Here is an 18,559-nt window from a genome sequence, read left to right as displayed (position 1 = left end):
GCGCGGCGCTCAGAAGCTTCGGCTGTCATAGGCCCACTGCAGCAGCGCCTGGCGCTGGCGCGGCCGGCATTGCCAGTCCTCCGGCTCGCAATTGCGGCGAAGCTGCGCCATATGCCGCTTCATGGCCTTCCACCGCCCGATCTGCCGCTCGTCCTCGCCTTGCATGCGCCGGCCGAGGAAATAGCGGCAGTACCACTGGAACCAGCCGCGCGGATCGTCCGGGTGGATCCAGCCCTTCTCCCGCCACACGCTCAGCTTCTGGCTGGCATCGACGCCGAAGAAGTTGAGCCGGCAGTCCCGCCGCGCCGAGAGCCTGGCGTTCTCGAACCATTCGGCGGGAAACTCGTCCCGGCAGTCCGTCATGTATTTGCCGCAGAAAACGCCGAGCGCCAGCATCTCCGCCGGCGTCAGCTCGGGCCGGAACCCCTCGTGGAAATCGCAGCCGGCCGGCGCGCTCAGAACATAGCGGTAGCCCCGCTGCATCCGGTCATTCACCTCGACCCATCTCATGCCCGCCATCCCAGCCGTTTTCAGCGCCAGCAGCATAGCGAACCCGCCCAACCGACGCACCGTCATTCCCGGCAGGCCGCAGCGCCTTATCTCTCGCCTTGCGGGAGAGAAAGCGATTTGCCGCCCGGCTAGGATGCTGGTGGCCTTCAAAGAGCGCCGACTCACCTACCGCAGACATGAAGTCCAGGATGACCACTGCCGTAAGCCTGTTCAGTTGCAGCATCCGCTATAGAAAGAATGAGCGGAAAAATGTGATTCCGTTCAACGGGTTAGGTAAGGCTTTGAAACACAATATCTTTTTCCAACTTTCCCTTGAAAAGAGACTGTGCCTATGCCATATTATCAGTGGCAGGCAAGCGCCGGAGCTACCCCGAGTTGCCAATAGGCAGCAGCATCCTTTGCGATGTGCACCAGGGGGCCGGGGGCCTGTCATCTTCTTATCAGGTTTTGAATGAACAATCGTTGCTCGTCGTTGAGAGGGCAGCGGTTTAATGGTGGAATGAGTGTCAAGCCGCAGTTCAAAATGGCGCTTCGGTGTTTTAGGTAACGATCTCTCATCGACAGCGCATAGCGTGGTTCGACGTGCCCAAATTCGTTGGGCTCCAATCCGCAGCACGTTGCGCTTGTAGCGACGTCGGCAATCTGGAGACCGGCACGCACGGCGTGGTTCTCCACGCGAATATTGGCCGGATTAAAAATATCCCAGTTTATCGAACGCACCGGACGGATCACCTCGCGTCCGTCTCGCATCAATTCGAAATACTCGCGCATGTTCTGATAGTCGGTCCCGGCGCGGCGAGAGAACGTTGCGAATAGGCTGGCCGGTCCGTTCCGATTAATGCGCGCCTTTTCCGCGCAAGCCGCTGTGAGGCGCTCAAGCAGGAAGCGAACGAGATAATTATACAAATGCTGCTTCCGCTTAAAGACCGATATTTCCTCACTATCAAGGATCGTCTCCTTGTTCGAAGCAACCACACAGATGCCCAATGGCTTCCCGCGCAAGAGATTGCATGCTGCAACTCTCTGATTGTGGTTTAGATGCTTGAAGTGCAGATCGCGGCGGTTCTTCTTTTGAGGAAACAGGGATATAATTTCATCGCGCCATGACGGCATAAGACGGTCGTTTTCACTCGTAACGATGACCGCACCAAGGCCAAGCCAGCGTGACTGTCCTGTGGTCCCAGGATTTCGCAGCTTTCCGAAACCTTCATCCCCGGCTTCATCGACATAGGCAAAGAATTGACAAGGCATTAGCGATGGGAATCTCGGAAAGGTCTAGGAGTCAAGCAGATAAGTTCCGCAAAGCAGTCCGCGTACTGGAAACAAACCAGTCCGAGGAAGTCTTTGACTAGATCATGGAGAACGGGGCAAAAGCACCGTCAGATGAGCCTGAGAGCTTCGACAAATAAGCTATGATGAGGGCTTGCGGTGGTTGCGTCTCGGGAACATGCGCCGCCGATCCCTGAGCGCATCTCGGCGCTTCTTGTTGACCTCAACGCGGCGTTTCGATGCGCTTTTGATCGTCACCGGTTTCTTGCCGGGCTTTGTCTCAGTTGCGCGGTTACCCTTATAGTGAACACGACTCTGGTCCTGTGATGAACGGGATTTTTTTGGTCGTCTAGCAATCTGAGTGCATCTCGGTAAAAATCGCCGGATGCGCTGCTGTCTTGCCGCTGTAGGTCTAAGCTCTGCTTTTGTAATTCCAAACCTTCTTTTTGCAGTTCAATCGACATGTGCTGCAGATAGATCGAGATCAGCCCAATGAAGGCGGCCAGCGCTGGAAGGCCTGTGGAGAGAAACCGCTCAAACCCTCCCTTAACCCAAGGGAAGCCTACCACGGCATACTGGTTTGTCGAATATGCAACCGCCAGCAGTTGAGGGTTATCCCTTTTCAATCAACTGTCCATCTCTGCGATGGTCGTCCCCAGACGCATGCAAGGACCTTCAAGGCCCGCCGCCCCCTCACTCCTCCGGCTCCGTCTCAAACCTGAGCGGATACCCCTGCGACCGCCCGGCATCCGTTGCCCGCGTCGCCTTGGTCTCCGCCACGTCCTTCGGAAACACCGCCACCACGCACGCGCCGCGCCGGTGGGCGGTGATCATGACGCGGTAGGCCTGGTCCTCGGAGAGCCGGAACTCCCCCTTCAGCACCGTCACGACAAAGTCGCGCGGCGTGAAATCGTCATTGATCAGAATGACCTTGTGCAGGCGCGGGCGCTCGACCTTGGGCCGGGTCTTCACGCGCCGTTTCGTTCCGGTGTCGCTCATCGGGAAATCCCTTTCCGGGCGGGCGGCTGATGCGCGGGCCCGATTTTGGCACGGCGATCCGCTCGCGTCCATAAGGGCTGGCGGATACCGCCGCGCGCGTCCGCACCGTTCCGGCATGGATCCTCGGGTCAAGCCCGAGCATGACGAGAAGGAGAGGGGCTTGCCAATCGCCGGCGTCCGCGTTTTGCCGCCATCCCTCCTGCCATTCGTCATCCTCGGGCTTGACCCGAGGATCCATGCCGGAACGGCAGCGGCGGCCACCGGTATTCCCATAAAGCCACCCGCCCCGTGGACGGAAAACGCCCCCCGTTCCGGCCAAGCCCTTGTCCTGCCACGCCTTTCCGATTTTCTTCCCGCCGGTTTATCCCCACCCGCCCGGCCTGCCTTATCATGCTCCCCATCGCCCTTGCGGGAACCGGGTCCGGACCGGGGATCAGGGAGGGCGGCGGCAGCCTCCCCCTCCGGGTCGGTACCGGAGGCATGTGAGGGCCTGCAGCAGGCCGGAGTCCTGTGTCCTGAGCGTGTCGAAGGACGCAGGGCGCGGAGAAGCCGCGGGAGGTTCGGTCCAGGCGTCTCAGTGACGAGCCTGGGCGCCCCAAAAGGGCAATGGGAACCTTCCTTGACCGGTCATGCAGGACAGCGGCCGGCGGGGCGCGTTGATCGCGCCACATAAACTACACAGAGAGGCACGGACAACGCGCCCCGCTTCCCACCCCTGTCGAAGGGATCAATGGCCAGACGCGAAAGCGGGCGTGGCGGCGATGAAGTGCGCCCCCGCATGGCCCCTTGGCGGCATCCGCCCGATTTCAACGAAACCAGCTTCAACCAAAGGAGAACGAGATGGACAAGATCGACCCGCGGCTGCGCGAAATGGTGAAAAGGCTCGGGGAGGCGCTCGAGACCGAGCCATCGCCCGTGAAGTCGCCGGACGACCTGTTCGCGCCGCCGCCATGGCCGCGCGCGCAGATGAATGTGATGTTCCGCGTGCTTGCCGGCGACATGGACCTGCCGTCGCGCTGCCCCGACCGGCGTTGCCGGCGCACCGGCGATTGCCGGGGCGGGATCGGCGGCGATTGCGAGGCCTGCGTGCCGCTATGGAGCGCGGCCGATCTCGCCCGCCTGGAAGCCGCCTGGCTCGCCCTCGCGCTGGCCTGGAGCTGCGAGACGGAGCGCCATCACGTGCTGGCGGCGATGCTCGGCTATGGAGACCGGCCCGCCGGCGCCTGGCTGCGATGACGCGGCGCAGCGCCCGCGTCGGTCGATGGGTGGAAGGATGTGTCGGGCGGCGAGCGGATGATCTTCGGCGGGTTCAGGCCGTCCCTGGAGCTATGAGAGCCGTGCTGCCTCCCCCGCCCGGCCGGCATGGCCGGGGCGAAATGACAGGGCCGAAAGGGACCGGGCCGAAAGGGACCGGCGCGAAAACAACCGGGTTTGCGGGGCGGCGCCCGTCCTGCACGTCACGGCGTGCCGTCGAGGCCCGCCTGCACGAGGCCGAGCGGCGTGCGCCGTCCGGCGGCCCAGGAGCGCATCATGCGTCCCGCCACGCGCTCGCGGGCAACCACGTCGGTGCGCTCGATGCCGAGTTCGGCGCAGACCGCATCGACGGCCCCGGCGAGTTCCGTGAGGTCCCGCTCGTCGTAAATGCCGTTCTCGATGCGCATAGCCTTGAGAACGGTACGCTTCTTCGTTCCAGACCTGGCCATGGGGGCCTCCTTCCTTCGACACGCAGCCCTTGGCAACCTGCCTCTCCCACCGAGCGGATTGCATTATGCCTTTCAAATGTGGCCGCCCGATGAAGCTTTGATTCGCGGCGAGGGGCCGTCAAGAAGAATCTTCAAAAATAATGGCGAAGCGGATGAACCTTTCTCGCGGCCGGGCCGACAGACGGTCATCGAATGCCTGAAACCGAAGGAGAAACGCCATGAACTTCAAGAGCAAGATCACCGCCGGCCTGCTGGCCGCAGCCATTGCCGCCACCGCCCTCGGCGGCGCGGTGCAGGAAAGCCGGGCGGGCGGCCTGTCGCCGGCCGAAGCCGCCGCCATCGCCGGGGTCGGCGGGCTCATCGTCGGCGGCCTGATCGTCGGGTCCGCCCACCGCCACCACGGCCACCCCGGCCACCATCATGTGGGCGGCGGCTATGGCTGGAACGCGCATGTGGCCCGATGCGCCGCCCGCTACCGGTCCTACGATCCCTACAGCGACACCTATCTGGGCTACGACGGATACCGCCATTACTGCCGCCTGTAACGAAAGGAGGTCCTGAACGCGCTGGCTGCGTCCCGACCCCGTCCTTTCCCTCCCAACGCAGCCACCGCCGGCCGGTGCCCTCACGGGCGCCGGCCTCTTCTCCGTTGACGGCGGGAACCTTCCCCGATACCGCCGCTTCTCAACAGGATCGGCCCGGCATAGAATTGTTGTCACAAATGCCGGATAAGCAGTTGGCTGTCTTGCTGGAAGGGATTCGCTAAATGAAGATTGCTGTACTGGGCGGAGACGGTTTCGTCGGCTGGCCGACTTCTCTGCATCTTTCCGCCGAAGGGCACGAGGTGCACATCGTCGACAATCTGTCGCGGCGGTGGATCGATACGGAGCTCGGCGTGCAGTCGCTGACGCCGATGGATTCCATCCAGGAGCGCACCCGCATCTGGCACAAGGAGACGGGGCGCCGCATCCGTTTCCACCTCATCGACCTTGCCCGCGACTACGACGTCCTCAAGGCCTGGCTCGCCGAGCACCGGCCGGACGCCATCGTCCACTTCGCCGAGCAGCGCGCCGCGCCCTATTCGATGAAGAGCGACCGGCACAAGAACTACACCGTCAACAACAACGTCAATGCCACGCACAACCTGCTCAATGCGATGGTGGAGATCGGCCTCGACGCGCATCTGGTGCATCTGGGCACCATGGGCGTCTACGGCTATTCCTCGGTCGGCGCAGCCATTCCCGAAGGGTATCTGCCGGTGGGCGTGGAGACGCTGTCGGGCGAGACGGCGACGCAGGAAATCCTCTATCCGGCCAATCCGGGCTCCATCTACCACATGACCAAATGCCTGGATCAGCTCCTGTTCCAGTTCTATGCCAAGAATGACGGCCTGCGCATCACCGATCTGCATCAGGGCATCGTCTGGGGCACCCATACGCGGGAGACGCGGCTGCACGACCAGCTCATCAACCGTTTCGACTATGACGGCGACTACGGCACGGTGCTCAACCGCTTCCTCATCCAGGCGGCCATCGGCTATCCGCTCACCGTGCACGGGACCGGCGGGCAGACGCGCGCGTTCATCCATATCCAGGATTCGGTGCGCTGCATCGAGCTGGCGCTGAAGACCGCGCCGCAGCGGGGCGAGAAGGTCAAGATATTCAACCAGATGACCGAGACGCACCGGGTGCGCGACCTGGCCGAGCTGGTGGCGGGCATGACCGGCGGCCGGGTCGCCTATCTTCCCAATCCGCGCAAGGAAGCGCCGGAAAACGACCTCGTGGTCAGGAACGAGCAATTCCTGGAACTCGGCCTCAACCCGACGACGCTCGCAGAGGGACTGCTTGCCGAGGTGGTGGACGTTGCAAGGAAATATTCCTACCGCGTCGACCGCAGCCGCATTCCCTCCGTCTCCGCCTGGACCAAGGACATCGCCTCGACCATCGAACGCGATCCGGAGGGCAAGCGGCTCAAGAGCGTTTCCTGACGCAGCGGAAAATGCCGTTCCCGAGGTTGACAGTTTCGTCCTGACGGACTCAAACAGGAGCGCCGTCGGCCATCCGCCGGCGGCGCGTTCCATTTCCGGGAGGACTTCATGTCATTCATGTCAAAGGCGCTGGCATTCGCCGGCGCAGCCGCCACCTCGGCACTGGTCGCCGCCGCCGCGCAGGCAGCGGAGCTCAAGGTCGGCTATTCGCTTTCCGAAACGTCCCATTACGGGGTCGCCGCCACCGTTTTCGGCGAGGAGCTCGAAAAGCGCACGGGCGGCAAGTACACGATCGAGCAGTACCCGGCCAATGCGCTGGGCGGCGAACGTGAGATGGTCGAGGGCGCGCAGATCGGCACGGTCGACGTGGTCATCACCTCCACCGGCCCGGTCGGCAATTTCGTGCCGGAGACCCTGATCACCGACATCCCGTTCCTGTTCAAGAACTACGAGCATGCCCATGCCGTGCTCGATGGACCGATCGGCCAGGAAATCCTCGACAAGTTTCCCGAGCAGGGGCTGATCGCCCTGGCCTGGGGCGAGAACGGCTTCCGCAACCTCACCAATTCCAAGCGCGCCGTCAAAACGCCGGCCGACGCCGAAGGGCTGAAGATCCGCACCATGGAGAACCCGGTGCATATGGAAGCCTTCAGCGAGTTCGGCATCCTGCCCACGCCGATGGCGTTCCCCGAGCTCTTCACCGCGCTCCAGCAGGGCACCGTCGACGGCCAGGAAAACCCCATCGGCGTCATCCTGTCGGCGAAGTTCTCCGAGGTGCAGAAGCACATCTCGCTGACCAACCACGTCTATTCGCCGGCCCTCATCATCCTTTCGCCCGTTGTGTGGGACGGTCTCAGCGATGACGAGAAGGCGGCTTTCACGGAATCGGCACGGATTGCCGCCGCCGCGATGCGCAAGAAGGTGCGCGAGGATGCCGATAACGGCGTGGCAATCCTCAAGGAGCAGGGCATGGAAGTGGTCGAGGAGGTCGACCGCGCCGCATTCGAAACGGCGCTGGAGCCGCTGATGGCCAAGTACTCGGAGCGGTTCGGCAAGGACCGCCTCGACGCCATCATCAACCACGATTACTGATCCCTCGGGATCCGAATCCGGCACTGGGCCCGCTGGGCCCGGCGCCGCTTGGGGGAGCCGATGGTTGGCGTATTGCGTTTCATAGACCGGCTGATCGTGAAGGCGTCGCTGGGGCTCGCCATGGCGCTTCTGGCACTGATGTCCTGTGTCACATTCTATCAGGTCGTCACCCGCTTCGTCCTGGAGCGGCCATCGCAGTGGTCCGAGGTGACGGCGCGCTCGCTGATGATCTGGATGGTGTATCTGGGCCTGGTCGCGGTGCTGCGACGCGGCGCGCTCATCTCCATCGATCTGGTGCTCGACATGGCGCCGGCTCTGCTGCGCAAGGCGCTGTCGCTGGCCATTGCGGCCATCACGCTTGCGGTTCTCTACGTGATGATCCGCTATGGCTGGCTGATGACCATGCGCACCAGCTCACAGAGCCTGGCGGGGTTGACCGATCCCTTCACGGGAGCCCGGATTTCCATTGCGCTGGTTTATGCCGCCGTTCCCGTGGGCGCGGCGCTTTCCGTCGTTGCCGTGATCGCGCGGCTGGCTGAGGAACTTGTCGGCAGCGCGCCCGAGGAAAGCAACATCGAGGTGGAAGTTTAGCCATGTCGACATTCATGATGTTCGCCATGGTGGCCTTGTTCGCGCTCGGCGTGCCGATCGCCATCGCCATTGCCGCAGCCTCCATCGGCGGCATCGCCTTCTTCACGCCGCTGCCGCTGCTGGTGGCCGCGCAGAAGCTGATGACCTCCATCGATTCGTTTCCGCTGATGGCCGTGCCCTTTTTCATCCTGGCCGGCAATCTGATGGAACAGGCAGGCATCTCGGCGCGGCTCGTCGAGTTCGCCAAGACGCTTGTCGGTGGGGTGCAGGGCGGGCTTGCCTGTTCGTGCGTGCTCACCTGCATGATCTTCGCGTCGGTCTCCGGCTCGTCGGTGGCCACCACCTTCGCCATCGGCGCCATTCTCATCCCGGCGATGACCCGCCATGGCTATCCCACGAGCTTCGCCGCCGCGCTGCAGGCGACGTCCGCCGAACTCGGCGTGATCATACCGCCGTCGATCCCGCTGATCCTATACGGCATCAGCGCCGAGGTTTCGATCGGTTCACTCTTCGTGGCCGGCATCGGTCCGGGCGTGCTGATCGCGGGCGCGCTGATGCTGTTCGTGTATCTCTACTGCCGGACCAAGGGCTGGGGCGCGAACGACCATGTGGACCGCCTGAGTTTTTTTACGGCGCTGCGTCAGGCTTTTCTGGCGCTTCTCATGCCGGTGATCATCGTCGGCGGGATCTATCGCGGCATCTTCACCCCTACGGAGGCGTCAGTGGTCGCGGTGTTCTATGCGCTGCTGCTCGGCGTCTTCATCTACCGCACGATCGGCTGGAACGACCTGCTTCAGGTGCTGCACCGGTCGGTCATCTCGTCGACCATCATCATGTTCATCATCGCGGCCGCCGGCCTGTTCTCGTTTCTGGTAACGCGGGCCGGCGTGCCGGCGGCAGTCGGCGAGTGGATCGCCGGCCATGTGGAAAGCAAGGTCGCCTTCCTAATCGCGGTCAATCTGTTCTTATTCGTGGTGGGGATGTTCATCGAGACGTCGGCGGCGATCATCGTGCTCGCGCCCATACTGGCCCCGGTAGCCGTCCTGTTCGGGGTCGATCTTATTCATTTCGGGCTTATCATGGTGGTCAATCTGGCGCTCGGCATGATTACGCCGCCGCTGGGCGTCAATCTGTTCGCCGCCTGCCAAGTGGCCAATCTGCCGCTCCAGAAGGTCGTGCCCAAGCTCATTCCTTTCGTCGCGGTGTGTCTTGCCTGTCTGATGGTCATCACATATCTGCCGCAGATTTCCGTGGGGCTGCTTCCGTATCTGAATTAGGCCCCATCTGAATTAGGCCCCATCTGAATTAGGAATGCGCAGGATGAGTTCACGCCAGGCCTACGCCACCCTCGTCACCAACGCCGATTATGCCACGGGCGCGTTGGCGCTGGTGCGCTCGCTGAGGCTTTCGGGAACGGCGGCGGATATCGTCGTGATGCATACCGGGGGCGTGGCGGAAAGGGCGCTCGAACCCTTGGCGGCGCTCGGTGCGCAACTGCGAAGGGCCGACCTCCTGCCTACCTCCAACGCGTTCAACGAGCGTCACCAGCGGGCAAAGCTGCACGCCGACGCGCCCTTCACAAAGGGCAACAAGCCGGCCTTCCACACGCCGCTCGACAATTTCGCCAAGCTTCGCCTGTGGCAGATGACGGAGTATGAGCGGGTGGTGTTCATCGATGCCGACGCCATCGTCATCCGCAATATCGACCGGCTGTTCGGCTACCCGGAATTCTCCGCCGCGCCCAATGTCTATGAGAGCCTCGCCGATTTCCACCGGCTCAATTCCGGCGTGTTCGTCGCCAGCCCGTCGGCGGCCACTTTCCAGGCGATGCTTGCCATGCTCGATGCGCCGGATGCCTTCTGGCGGCGTACCGACCAGACCTTCCTTCAGGCATTCTTTCCCGCATGGCACGGCCTGCCGGTCTTCTTCAACATGCTGCAATATGTATGGTTCAACCTGCCCGAGCTTTGGGATTGGAAATCTGTGTCGGTGGTGCACTACCAGTACGAAAAGCCCTGGGAAAAGGATCGTCCGAAGCGGACCGAGCTCCAGCCGCTGATCGATCTGTGGCACGCCTACCACGCGGGCGAGGGTGTGCCCGACGTCGACGCGCTGGCCAATCCGACAGGTTCCTGATGGCTGCGCCGTGCAGCATCGTCACCGGAGGAACCGGCTATGTCGGCCGTTTCATCGTGGAAGCCCTCTTGCAGGCGGGTCATGAGGTCACGGTGATGGGGCGCCGGCCGCCGGTGGAGGGGTTTTTCTCGCGTGCCGTCGCATTCGTCCCGCTTGATCTGGAGCCTTCGGCGCTCGACCGCAGCGCATTTGCCGGCGCCGATTTCCTGGTTCACGGCGCCTTCGACCATGAGCCCGGCAAATACCGGGGTGGCGAGGGGGATGACCCTGCTGGTTTCCGGCGGCGCAATCTGGAAGGCAGCCTGGCGCTGTTCGATGCGGCGCGCGCGGCAGGGGTGGCGCGCACCGCCTTTCTTTCCAGCCGCGCCGTCTATGGCCCCCGGCCGGCCGGCGTCAGGCTGGCCGAGACCGATCCGGCGCGGCCGGACACGCTCTATGGCGAGATTAAGCTTGAGACGGAAACGCGGCTGAGAGCAATCGGCGGGGTGAGCTTGCGCATCACCGGAGTCTATGGTCCCGCCGGCGTCGGAAAGACACATAAGTGGGCGGGGCTGTTTCGCGATTACCTTGACGGCAAGCCGCTATCGCCGCGCGTGGGGACCGAAGTTCATGGCGACGATGTTGCTGCCGCGGTGCGGCTGGTTTTGGAAGCCGGTGACGTTGAAGGGAAGATCTTCAATGTTTCCGATCTGGTGGTCGATCGCCACGACCTGCTGTCAATTGTGCAGAGGCTTACGGACTGTCCGCATCCCTTGCCGATGGCGGCCGACAAGGCATCGGTTAACGCAATGGAAACCGAAAGGCTTCAAAGCCTAGGGTGGAGGCCGGGTGGAGCGGCACTGCTGGAGAAAACCGTCCGCACCCTGATCTTCACAGAATGATTCAACCGGATCCGGCGATGATTCCGGTTTTCTGTGTAAATCGTTGAAACCGTGTGATTTATGTAAACCGATGCTGACTTGGGCGATGGTGGTGGATGCCGGATGAGCCCGATATCGATGCGAGGCCGCACATGCTGGAACCTACCGCCAAACCCGACGGCGACTTGACGCTGCGCACGCAGGCCATGCCGGGCGATGCCAATGCCGCGGGCGATATTTTCGGCGGCTGGGTCATGGCGCAGATGGACCTTGCGAGCGGCATCCGGGCAGCCGAGCGCGCGCGGGGGCGCGTCGTCACCGCCGCCGTCAAGGAGATGGCTTTCGCCAAACCGGTGAAGATCGGCGATACGCTGTGCGTCTATACGCGGGTCGACAGCGTGGGGCGGACCTCGATAAAGCTCAAGGTGGAGGCCTGGTCGCAGCGCTATCTTTCCCAAGAGATGGAGATGGTGACCCACGCCGATTTCATCATGGTGGCGCTCGATGCCACCGGCAAGCCGATGCCGGTGCCGCCGGAGGTATAGGCTCTTTCAAGCAATTCCGGACGCAAAACCGGCTTCCACTTGTCCTGGAATTGCTTCAGCGAACTTCTGCCGGCTCGAGCCGGGACGCGATCACCTGGTCGATACGCCGACCGTCCATATCCACGATTTCGAAACGCCAATCTTGGATAACGGCCTTGCTGCCGGTTTTCGGCAGTTCCTGGAAATGCGTCAGGAGAAAACCCGCCAATGTTGAATAGCTTCTGTCGGGCGGGAGGCTGATGCCGAGATGATCGGCCATTTCGTCGGCAGGCATCATGCCGGGGAGCAGCCAAGAGCCGTCATCGCGCTGGATTATGTCGAGTTCTCCTTCTTCCGCATCCGCGCGGAAGACACCGGCGATGGCCTCCAATATGTCGGCCGGCGTGACGACGCCCTCGAAAGTGCCGAACTCGTCGTGCACAAGGACCATGGGCACTTCTGCTTCGCGCAGGAGCGTCAGCACGTCGAGGGCCGGCGTGTTGTCATGCACCAAGGGGGCAGGATGGACCCGGTCGGCGATGCCGAGGGCCTTTCCCCTAATATCGGCAATGGAGATGTCGCGGATCCTGATCACCCCCGTTAACGCATTCATCGAGCCCTTGCCTGCCGGCAGGAGTGAATGATCGGTGCGGCGAAGCACATCGACGATGGCTTCTTCGTCGGCCGTCAGGTCTACCCAGTCGACCTCGCCGCGTGGAGTCATGATCGCACGCGCCTTGCGGTCGGCAAGGCGCATGACGCCCGTGATCATGCGCCGTTCACCGCTCTCGATCGTGCCGGCGTGCTCGGCCTCGGCGATCAGTGTGCGGATCTCCTCGTCCGTGACGTAGCTGGCAGGCTGGGAGCTCTGCCCCAGCAGCGCCAGCACCGTGCGCCCCGAGATGTCGAGCAGCCAGACGAGCGGCATCGCGATGCGCGCAATCCAGACCATGACCGGCGCGACCTTGACGGCGATGCCATCGGCGTTCTTGAGCGCGATCTGCTTGGGCACCAACTCGCCGATGATAAGCGAGACATAGGTGATGAGCGCCACGACGATGCCTATGCCGGCCGGACTTGCAACCGATGGCGGCACGCCCAGCGCAGCCAGCGTGTCCGACAGCCGCACGCCCAGCGTCGCGCCCGAAAATGCGCCGGAAAGGATGCCGACAAGGGTGATGCCGATCTGGACGGTCGAAAGAAAGCGTCCGGGATCGGACGACAGGGCGAGGGCGCGCGCCGCGCCACGCTCGCCCTTGTCGCGCCTGGCTTTCAGCCGGGCGGGGCGGGCGGAGACGACCGCCAGCTCCGACATGGCCATGAAGCCATTGAAGAGGATGAGGACGAAAAGGATGATCAGTTCGACAGCAAGCATGTCTGCTGTTTATCGCAAGGGAGGGGAAACCGGAAACGCTTTTCGGGCAATGCCAAGCCCGCAACCGGAACCCGAGCGGCCAGCCCTGCAGGCAAATGAAGATCCGGCGCAATCGGCGGCAGTTGCGCATGGATGAGGCCTTATCTGCAGGCGCGATAGCCGTTGCGGCGGTCCTTGATGTCGAAGTGGAAGTGGTCCTTGTGGTCGGCGTCGTAGCCAGGGCCCAGAACGGTCGTGAAGTAGTCGCATCCCTGGGCGCGCACCTTGTTGAGCAGGCTCTTCTGCCGGAAGGCGAAGAAGCCGGGGCGGCGGACGTCGATGTCGTTGCCGTTCTTCAAGGTGATTCTCATGATGTCGAGGGCGTTGCCCTTCGAATGCTCCGAGGCAACGCTCGTGCCGCGGATGCGGCGGCAGGAATAGCTCGAGCCCTGGTGTATGGTGCCGATGCCCGACAGATAGCGCATGCGGGCGGCGGGCGCGAGTTCGTTCTTGGTCCAGCGGGCGACGGTCAGCGCCATGTCACAGGTGAGCGTGGCGGCGGGTTTCATGTCGATGCCGCCGGATAGGCCGCTGACCTCCACCGGATGGTCGATACGGCAGGCGCCGCCGTCGTCGATGGGCGCAAGGTTGCGGAACGTCACGCCGAGGCGCTTGAGCTGCCTGCGGCAGGAAACCTCGTCGGCGGGCATGACAGCCGAGGGGCTTTGCGGAAGCCTGATGCGCGGATAGCTCATCATCATGGGGTTTGAAGGCACCAGGTTCTGCAGCCCTCCGCCGCCGACTGTGGCGGTGTGCATGCCCACATCGACATCGGGGCGCATCACCGTATCCACCGAGCAGGAAGAGATCAGCAAGAGGCCGGAGAACATGAAGATCTTTCGGGCGTGCCGAGCGGCAGGCATGAGCCTTCGCGGGATCCCCCTCAACCGTAACACGCTGTACTTCCCCCTGACAGACAACACCCGCATCTTCCGCCCATCCTCGCCAGAACCATGCCGCAAGGGTGCCGGAACGGAGCAATTCTGCCGGACAAGGGTAAAGGAAAGCTGTGCGCGGCGGTTAAGAGCTGTGGCGCAAATGTGCTCGTTGGCAGCGACGAGGCTTCCTTGCATCGTCATCCTGACCCGTCGCCCAGCTGGAGCATGGTCTTTTCCGACGGTCGTCCACTTTTCGGGATCAGACACCTAGCGGCAGTAGGCGCCGCCGCGCCGCCGTTTCATGTCCAGATGGAGATGATCGGCGTGATCGGCGTCGGCGCCGGGGCCGAGGACGGTGGTGAACAGACCGCAGGCGGCCGTGCGGAACGCGTCGAGAAACAGCGCCTCCGGACTTTCGGCGTCCTCATATTCACGAACGGCGACATGCTTGCCGTCGGCGAGCGTCAGGCTCGCAATGTCCAATGCGTTTCCGAACGCGTGCTGGGACAGGTGTACCGTACCCCGGCGCACCCGGCAGACATAGGCGGAAGCGTGGTTCACTGCTTCGATCGGCGATTTGAGGTGGGCTTCTGCGGCCTTGCGGCCCGCCTGCTGGACAAGCTGCGCGGCGGCACGCGCCGTGTTGCAGTTGATGATCGCGGCGGGACGCAGCGATATTGCCGCGCCAAGGGTGGTGACGCGGATCGGGTGCGGCAGCCTGCAGCCGCCTTCAGCCTCGACCGCCGGCATGTCCGCGAAGGAAACGCCAAGGCGCGCGAGATCGCTGCGGCAGGCGATTTCGCCGGCGGCGAGGACGGGCGGCGACGTTTCGACCGGGGGCACGGCCCTTTCGCCGAGTGGGGCTGCCTGTTCGCGGAGCAGCGGTATCGGAGCTTCGTCGGGAAGCACGACGTTCCCGGCCTGCGCATGCCCGGCGAGAGCAGCAAGAACAACAAGCGGCAGGAGCGGCGACAGCCGGCATTGGGGCGCAGCGATGTTCAATCCCGGATTGCCGCAGGACACGCTGACCGTTGGGGAACTGTCAAGCGCCGAGTTCCTCAAGACCTTCTTCCAGCCAGTCGCTCAGCATCGGCATGCTCAGGAGGTAGCCGGCCAGCCGCTTGTTGACCCGCTGCCGCGCGCCGGCGACCGCTTCGTTCCATTCCCGGCAGTCGTAGTCGCCGCGGCCGATCCAGGCGATGGCGAGAAGTTCCGATGCCTCGTCGACATTGAGGTCGGCGATAAGCTCGCGGAATTCCTCCTCGGTCAGATTTTCCTCTTCTTCTTCCTGCAGGCCGTCATGGCTGTGGGCATCGATGGCCTGGTCGGTGAATTCGATCTCGTGTTCGTGGCCGCTGTCGTAGTCTTCGTTCACGGCAGCCGAGAAGGCGCGCGCCTTGGCGGCGAGCATGCGCACGGTGTCGGCGCCTATCGAAAGATCCCAGTTCTTTTCCTGCACTGTCTTCATCGCCGGCCTGCCCTCTCACTGCCGGCATCATAGCCGAAAACGGTGCTGCTGCCAGCCGCTCGATCTAGACGGCCGGCTGGCGCTGCCTGCGCAGGGCAGGGACGATCTCGACCAGGAGTATGGCCGAGAAGATCAAAACGCAGCCGATGAGTCCGGCAGCCGGAAGGCGTTCGGAGAGGAAGATGGCGGCAAACAGTGCCGCGAAGACGGCTTCGGTCGACAGGAAGATGGCGGCCTGGGAGGCGGTCGTGTAGCGCTGGCCTATCACCTGCAAGGTGAAGGCGATGCCGCCGGAGAAGATGCCGGCATAGACGATCTCGGGCGCGGCCGATCTGATGGCGGCGATATCGACGGGCTCGAAGACAAAGGCCAAGGCCAGCGCGATCACGGCGGTGACGGCGAATTGCGTGACGGCCAATGTCACCGGACGGCCCGTCCCGGTGGCGCTGCGCTGGATGAAGATCACCTGGAGAGCCCAAAGTGCAGCGCAAAGGATGGTGAGCCAATCGCCCACGTGAAGCGCCACGGCGCCGCCGCCGGAAAGCAGCCAGATGCCCAGAAGCGCGCAGAGCGCCGCCGGCCAGACGATGCGATGCGGCCACTGGCGGAAGAGGATAACGCCGAAAAAGGGCACCATCACCACGTAGAGGCCGGTGAGGAACCCGGAATTGGTGACAGTCGTGGTCAGCAGGCCCACCTGCTGGGCGGTCATGCCGCCAAACAGCAGAACCCCGATCATGAGGAAGGCCCGCCACTGATGGCCGGCAAGCGGCTCGCTTGCCCGGCGGCTTTCACGCAAGGCGAAAGGCAGCATCGACAGGCCCGCGATGGCGAAGCGCAGGCCGATGAAGAGGAGCGGTCCGATCGCGTCCATCGCTGTGGACTGGGCCACGAAACCCATGCCCCACATTGCGCCGGCGGTTAGCAGCAGGAGGTTGGCCTGGGTGCGGGTCATGATTTCTCACATGGATGAACGGCAGCTTGCAGCGCCAGCTTCGTGGGGGCAGGCGCGGTCGGGGCCGTTGTGGCTATGGTCTGTTCTCGGGCCGTTGCTTTAGCAGGCCAGCGCCGACGTGCAAGCCGGCAGCCGCCCCATGCCTGCTAGGCCAGAGGCGGCTGTTGCGCAGACGGGAGAAGCAGGAGCCGGCTGCCGATCTGCGTCGAAGCCTTGGTGCCTGCAGGACTCAATCGGCGCGCGAGATGCGGATGATCTGGCCGTTATCCTCATCGGTCAGCAACCAGACCGAACCATCGGGCGCCACATCGACGTCGCGAATGCGGCCGAAGGCTCCCTCGAACAGGTGTTCCTCGCCGGCAATGTTGCCTTCGCCGTCCCGGTCGAGGCGGGCGACAAGCTGGGAGCGTAGCGCGCCTAGGAGAAAATCGCCCTGCCACTCAGGGAACATGGAGCCTGTGTAGACGGCCATGCCGGAGGGGGCGATGGAGGGGTCCCAGTAATATTCGGGCTGCTCGTAGCCCGGCGCCTGCGTGCCCCTGCCGATTTTCATGCCCGAATAGTGCCGGCCATAGGAGATGACGGGCCAGCCGTAGTTTCGGCCGGCCTCGGGGCGGTTGACCTCGTCGCCGCCACGCGCGCCATGCTCGACGATCCATAGGGCGTCGGTAACGGGATCCCAGACGGCGCCCTGCGGATTGCGATGCCCGACGGACCAGATCTCGGGCGCCGCGCCTTCCTGATCGGCAAAGGGATTGTCCTCCGGCACGCCGCCGTCCGGCAGTATGCGCAGGACGGAACCGGCGTGGTCGCCGGGATCCTGCGCACGGTCCGGCTCGCCGCGTTCGCCGATGGTGAAGAACAGCGTGCCGTCGGGCGCGAAGACGATGCGCGAGCCGAAGTGTTGGCCAGCTCCAGTCTTGCGGCTCATCGAGAAGATGGTCTGGGCGGCTTTGAGGGTGGGCGTTTCACCTTCTCGTACCAGCTCTGCGCGGGCGATGGCTGTGCCGGCGCCGCCCGAACCGGGCTGCGAATAGGAGAGAAAGATGGTGCTGTTCGTCTCGAAATCGGGGGAGACACGGACATCCAGCAAACCACCCTGGCCGAAATTCGCGACCTCCGGAACGCCGGCCAGCGGCGCTGAAAGACTGCCATCGGTGAAAAGCCGCAACCTGCCGGAACGTTCCGTCACCAGAGCGGCGCCATCCGGGAGGAAGTCGAGGCCCCAGGGATGGTCCAGGCCCTCGGCCAGCACCTGGGCCCTAAGGGTCAAGCCGCCTGCCTCGAACAATTGAGCGCTTGCGCCGGTGGACGCGGCCGCAAGGAATGCGGCCGCGGCGAGGAAAGTTTTCTGCATCTCGTGTCTCCGTTCCTGCAGGAGGCCCGCCCAAATGCACATAGGGGCTTGGCTGCGCGGCGCCAAGAGCGCGGCGAACGGCCACCCATATCGTGGCCCGTATGAAGCGATTCCGTTTGCCGGCTTTTTGCCGCACGCCTTTTCAAGCGGCGGGACCGTGCCAAAAAAAGGTGGTGAAAATTGTTGCGGGATTGCTATATTCGGCAGACTCGTACGAGACGGTTCCGTAGCCTGAGGCTGGCGGACCGTTTTCTTTTTGTACCCTTGGAACGGTTGCCGGCCCTGGCATTATTGCGGCCGGGGGCATGCAATCTTCTGCTTTGGGAAGGTGAATGAGATGAATAAGGTCCCGATGACCCAGGGCGGATATGCTTCGCTGAAGGAGGAACTGCGCTGGCGCCAGCAGGAAGAGCGGCCGCGCATCATCGAGGCAATCGCGGAAGCGCGCGCTCATGGCGATCTTTCGGAGAACGCCGAGTATCACGCGGCCAAGGAAGCCCAGAGCCTGAACGAAGGGCGCATCGGCGAGTTGGAGGACCTGATCGCGCGCGCCGAGGTGATCGACGTCACGAAGCTGTCGGGCGATACGGTGAAGTTCGGTGCGACGGTGGTCCTTGTCGACGAGGATACGGAAGAAGAAAAGACGTATCAGATCGTCGGCGACCAGGAAGCCGATGTGAAGAAGGGCCGCATCTCGATCTCCTCGCCCATCGCGCGCGCGCTGATCGGCAAGGGCGTCGGCGATTCCGTCGAGGTCAACGCTCCCGGGGGCGCGCGCGGCTATGAGGTCGTTCAGGTCCGGTACGGCTGAGCAAG

Annotated in this window: 21 protein-coding genes; 10 read left to right on the top strand and 11 right to left on the bottom strand. The window is 63.4% G+C overall.

All coding sequences use genetic code 11. The features are described from left to right. Positions 1 to 9: 9 nt before the first annotated feature. The 4 genes from NTH_RS03750 to clpS form a co-directional block, all read right to left on the bottom strand. A complete protein-coding gene (locus NTH_RS03750) occupies positions 10 to 510 on the bottom strand; it encodes a hypothetical protein (RefSeq protein ID WP_338528751.1) in 501 nt (166 codons plus the stop codon). 429 nt (positions 511 to 939) lie between these two features. Beyond that, on the bottom strand, positions 940 to 1,761 hold the full coding sequence (locus NTH_RS03745) for a DUF3800 domain-containing protein (RefSeq protein WP_338528750.1): 822 nt from the start codon (positions 1,759 to 1,761) through the stop codon (positions 940 to 942). Between the two features lie 272 nt (positions 1,762 to 2,033). Then, positions 2,034 to 2,405, bottom strand: coding sequence for a hypothetical protein (locus NTH_RS03740; RefSeq protein WP_338528749.1), 372 nt, complete (start codon positions 2,403 to 2,405; stop codon positions 2,034 to 2,036). 67 nt (positions 2,406 to 2,472) lie between these two features. Continuing rightward, the gene (clpS, locus tag NTH_RS03735; protein ID WP_338528748.1) at positions 2,473 to 2,778 is read right to left on the bottom strand and encodes an ATP-dependent Clp protease adapter ClpS; all 306 of its coding nucleotides are present in this window, start codon (positions 2,776 to 2,778) and stop codon (positions 2,473 to 2,475) included. Between the two features lie 840 nt (positions 2,779 to 3,618). Between clpS and NTH_RS03730 the strand changes: the two genes are divergently transcribed. Further along, positions 3,619 to 4,014, top strand: coding sequence for a hypothetical protein (locus tag NTH_RS03730; RefSeq protein ID WP_338528747.1), 396 nt, complete (start codon positions 3,619 to 3,621; stop codon positions 4,012 to 4,014). Between the two features lie 221 nt (positions 4,015 to 4,235). Here the strand turns inward: NTH_RS03730 and NTH_RS03725 are convergent, their stop codons facing one another. Further along, positions 4,236 to 4,481, bottom strand: coding sequence for a hypothetical protein (locus NTH_RS03725; protein ID WP_338528746.1), 246 nt, complete (start codon positions 4,479 to 4,481; stop codon positions 4,236 to 4,238). Between the two features lie 218 nt (positions 4,482 to 4,699). On the opposite strand from NTH_RS03725, the gene NTH_RS03720 reads away from it, so the two are divergent. From NTH_RS03720 to NTH_RS03685, 8 genes are all read left to right on the top strand, one after another. Continuing rightward, a complete protein-coding gene (locus tag NTH_RS03720) occupies positions 4,700 to 5,026 on the top strand; it encodes a BA14K family protein (RefSeq protein ID WP_338528745.1) in 327 nt (108 codons plus the stop codon). Between the two features lie 221 nt (positions 5,027 to 5,247). Beyond that, positions 5,248 to 6,468: an NAD-dependent epimerase/dehydratase family protein gene (locus NTH_RS03715; RefSeq protein ID WP_338528744.1), complete on the top strand. Its 1,221-nt coding sequence runs from the start codon at positions 5,248 to 5,250 to the stop codon at positions 6,466 to 6,468. 108 nt (positions 6,469 to 6,576) lie between these two features. After that, complete coding sequence (locus tag NTH_RS03710; protein WP_338528743.1) at positions 6,577 to 7,560, top strand: TRAP transporter substrate-binding protein; 984 nt, start codon at positions 6,577 to 6,579, stop codon at positions 7,558 to 7,560. 60 nt (positions 7,561 to 7,620) lie between these two features. After that, positions 7,621 to 8,151, top strand: coding sequence for a TRAP transporter small permease (locus tag NTH_RS03705; RefSeq protein ID WP_338528742.1), 531 nt, complete (start codon positions 7,621 to 7,623; stop codon positions 8,149 to 8,151). Between the two features lie 2 nt (positions 8,152 to 8,153). Further along, on the top strand, positions 8,154 to 9,428 hold the full coding sequence (locus NTH_RS03700) for a TRAP transporter large permease (RefSeq protein WP_338528741.1): 1,275 nt from the start codon (positions 8,154 to 8,156) through the stop codon (positions 9,426 to 9,428). Positions 9,429 to 9,471: 43 nt separating this feature from the next. Next, positions 9,472 to 10,287 (top strand): glycosyltransferase, encoded by an 816-nt coding sequence (locus tag NTH_RS03695; protein ID WP_338528740.1) that lies wholly within the window; start codon positions 9,472 to 9,474, stop codon positions 10,285 to 10,287. Beyond that, entirely contained in the window at positions 10,287 to 11,168 is an 882-nt protein-coding gene (locus NTH_RS03690) for an NAD-dependent epimerase/dehydratase family protein (protein ID WP_338528739.1), read from the top strand. Before NTH_RS03695 ends, NTH_RS03690 begins: the two co-directional genes overlap by 1 nt. A gap of 131 nt (positions 11,169 to 11,299) precedes the next feature. Continuing rightward, positions 11,300 to 11,692, top strand: a complete 393-nt coding sequence (locus NTH_RS03685; protein WP_422392345.1) for an acyl-CoA thioesterase — start codon at positions 11,300 to 11,302, stop codon at positions 11,690 to 11,692. 55 nt (positions 11,693 to 11,747) lie between these two features. On the opposite strand, the gene NTH_RS03680 is transcribed toward NTH_RS03685, so the two are convergent. The 6 genes from NTH_RS03680 to NTH_RS03655 all read right to left on the bottom strand — a co-directional run bounded on the left by NTH_RS03680 (position 11,748) and on the right by NTH_RS03655 (position 17,743). Then, positions 11,748 to 13,046 carry a hemolysin family protein gene (locus tag NTH_RS03680; RefSeq protein WP_338528738.1) on the bottom strand — a complete coding sequence of 433 codons (1,299 nt, stop codon included), beginning with the start codon at positions 13,044 to 13,046 and terminating at the stop codon, positions 11,748 to 11,750. 140 nt (positions 13,047 to 13,186) lie between these two features. Then, positions 13,187 to 13,915: an extensin family protein gene (locus NTH_RS03675; RefSeq protein ID WP_338528737.1), complete on the bottom strand. Its 729-nt coding sequence runs from the start codon at positions 13,913 to 13,915 to the stop codon at positions 13,187 to 13,189. 315 nt (positions 13,916 to 14,230) lie between these two features. After that, entirely contained in the window at positions 14,231 to 14,965 is a 735-nt protein-coding gene (locus NTH_RS03670; protein WP_338528736.1) for an extensin family protein, read from the bottom strand. A gap of 40 nt (positions 14,966 to 15,005) precedes the next feature. Further along, positions 15,006 to 15,431: a DUF3775 domain-containing protein gene (locus NTH_RS03665; protein ID WP_338528735.1), complete on the bottom strand. Its 426-nt coding sequence runs from the start codon at positions 15,429 to 15,431 to the stop codon at positions 15,006 to 15,008. 64 nt (positions 15,432 to 15,495) lie between these two features. Further along, positions 15,496 to 16,386, bottom strand: a complete 891-nt coding sequence (locus tag NTH_RS03660; RefSeq protein WP_338528734.1) for a DMT family transporter — start codon at positions 16,384 to 16,386, stop codon at positions 15,496 to 15,498. A 229-nt stretch (positions 16,387 to 16,615) separates the two neighbouring features. Then, entirely contained in the window at positions 16,616 to 17,743 is a 1,128-nt protein-coding gene (locus tag NTH_RS03655) for a PQQ-dependent sugar dehydrogenase (RefSeq protein ID WP_338528733.1), read from the bottom strand. 337 nt (positions 17,744 to 18,080) lie between these two features. Between NTH_RS03655 and greA the strand changes: the two genes are divergently transcribed. Then, entirely contained in the window at positions 18,081 to 18,554 is a 474-nt protein-coding gene (gene greA / locus NTH_RS03650; RefSeq protein ID WP_338528732.1) for a transcription elongation factor GreA, read from the top strand. The last annotated feature ends 5 nt before the right edge of the window (positions 18,555 to 18,559 follow it).

This window comes from Nitratireductor thuwali (assembly GCF_036621415.1).
Lineage (GTDB): Bacteria > Pseudomonadota > Alphaproteobacteria > Rhizobiales > Rhizobiaceae > Chelativorans > Chelativorans thuwali.
Note: the sequence above shows the minus strand (reverse complement) of the source record. Positions and strands in the feature narration are given on the sequence as shown.

Coding starts and splice junctions, on each gene's coding strand:
- NTH_RS03710 (WP_338528743.1), top strand. CDS start 6,577: ATGTCATTCATGTCAAAGGCGCTGGCATTCGCCGGCGCAGCCGCCACC.
- NTH_RS03660 (WP_338528734.1), bottom strand. CDS start 16,386: ATGACCCGCACCCAGGCCAACCTCCTGCTGCTAACCGCCGGCGCAATG.
- greA (WP_338528732.1), top strand. CDS start 18,081: ATGAATAAGGTCCCGATGACCCAGGGCGGATATGCTTCGCTGAAGGAG.
- NTH_RS03715 (WP_338528744.1), top strand. CDS start 5,248: ATGAAGATTGCTGTACTGGGCGGAGACGGTTTCGTCGGCTGGCCGACT.
- NTH_RS03675 (WP_338528737.1), bottom strand. CDS start 13,915: ATGTTCTCCGGCCTCTTGCTGATCTCTTCCTGCTCGGTGGATACGGTG.
- NTH_RS03720 (WP_338528745.1), top strand. CDS start 4,700: ATGAACTTCAAGAGCAAGATCACCGCCGGCCTGCTGGCCGCAGCCATT.
- NTH_RS03680 (WP_338528738.1), bottom strand. CDS start 13,046: ATGCTTGCTGTCGAACTGATCATCCTTTTCGTCCTCATCCTCTTCAAT.
- NTH_RS03695 (WP_338528740.1), top strand. CDS start 9,472: ATGAGTTCACGCCAGGCCTACGCCACCCTCGTCACCAACGCCGATTAT.
- NTH_RS03750 (WP_338528751.1), bottom strand. CDS start 510: ATGAGATGGGTCGAGGTGAATGACCGGATGCAGCGGGGCTACCGCTAT.
- NTH_RS03705 (WP_338528742.1), top strand. CDS start 7,621: ATGGTTGGCGTATTGCGTTTCATAGACCGGCTGATCGTGAAGGCGTCG.
- NTH_RS03685 (WP_422392345.1), top strand. CDS start 11,300: ATGCTGGAACCTACCGCCAAACCCGACGGCGACTTGACGCTGCGCACG.
- NTH_RS03655 (WP_338528733.1), bottom strand. CDS start 17,743: ATGCAGAAAACTTTCCTCGCCGCGGCCGCATTCCTTGCGGCCGCGTCC.
- NTH_RS03665 (WP_338528735.1), bottom strand. CDS start 15,431: ATGAAGACAGTGCAGGAAAAGAACTGGGATCTTTCGATAGGCGCCGAC.
- NTH_RS03725 (WP_338528746.1), bottom strand. CDS start 4,481: ATGGCCAGGTCTGGAACGAAGAAGCGTACCGTTCTCAAGGCTATGCGC.
- NTH_RS03690 (WP_338528739.1), top strand. CDS start 10,287: ATGGCTGCGCCGTGCAGCATCGTCACCGGAGGAACCGGCTATGTCGGC.
- clpS (WP_338528748.1), bottom strand. CDS start 2,778: ATGAGCGACACCGGAACGAAACGGCGCGTGAAGACCCGGCCCAAGGTC.
- NTH_RS03700 (WP_338528741.1), top strand. CDS start 8,154: ATGTCGACATTCATGATGTTCGCCATGGTGGCCTTGTTCGCGCTCGGC.
- NTH_RS03730 (WP_338528747.1), top strand. CDS start 3,619: ATGGACAAGATCGACCCGCGGCTGCGCGAAATGGTGAAAAGGCTCGGG.
- NTH_RS03745 (WP_338528750.1), bottom strand. CDS start 1,761: ATGCCTTGTCAATTCTTTGCCTATGTCGATGAAGCCGGGGATGAAGGT.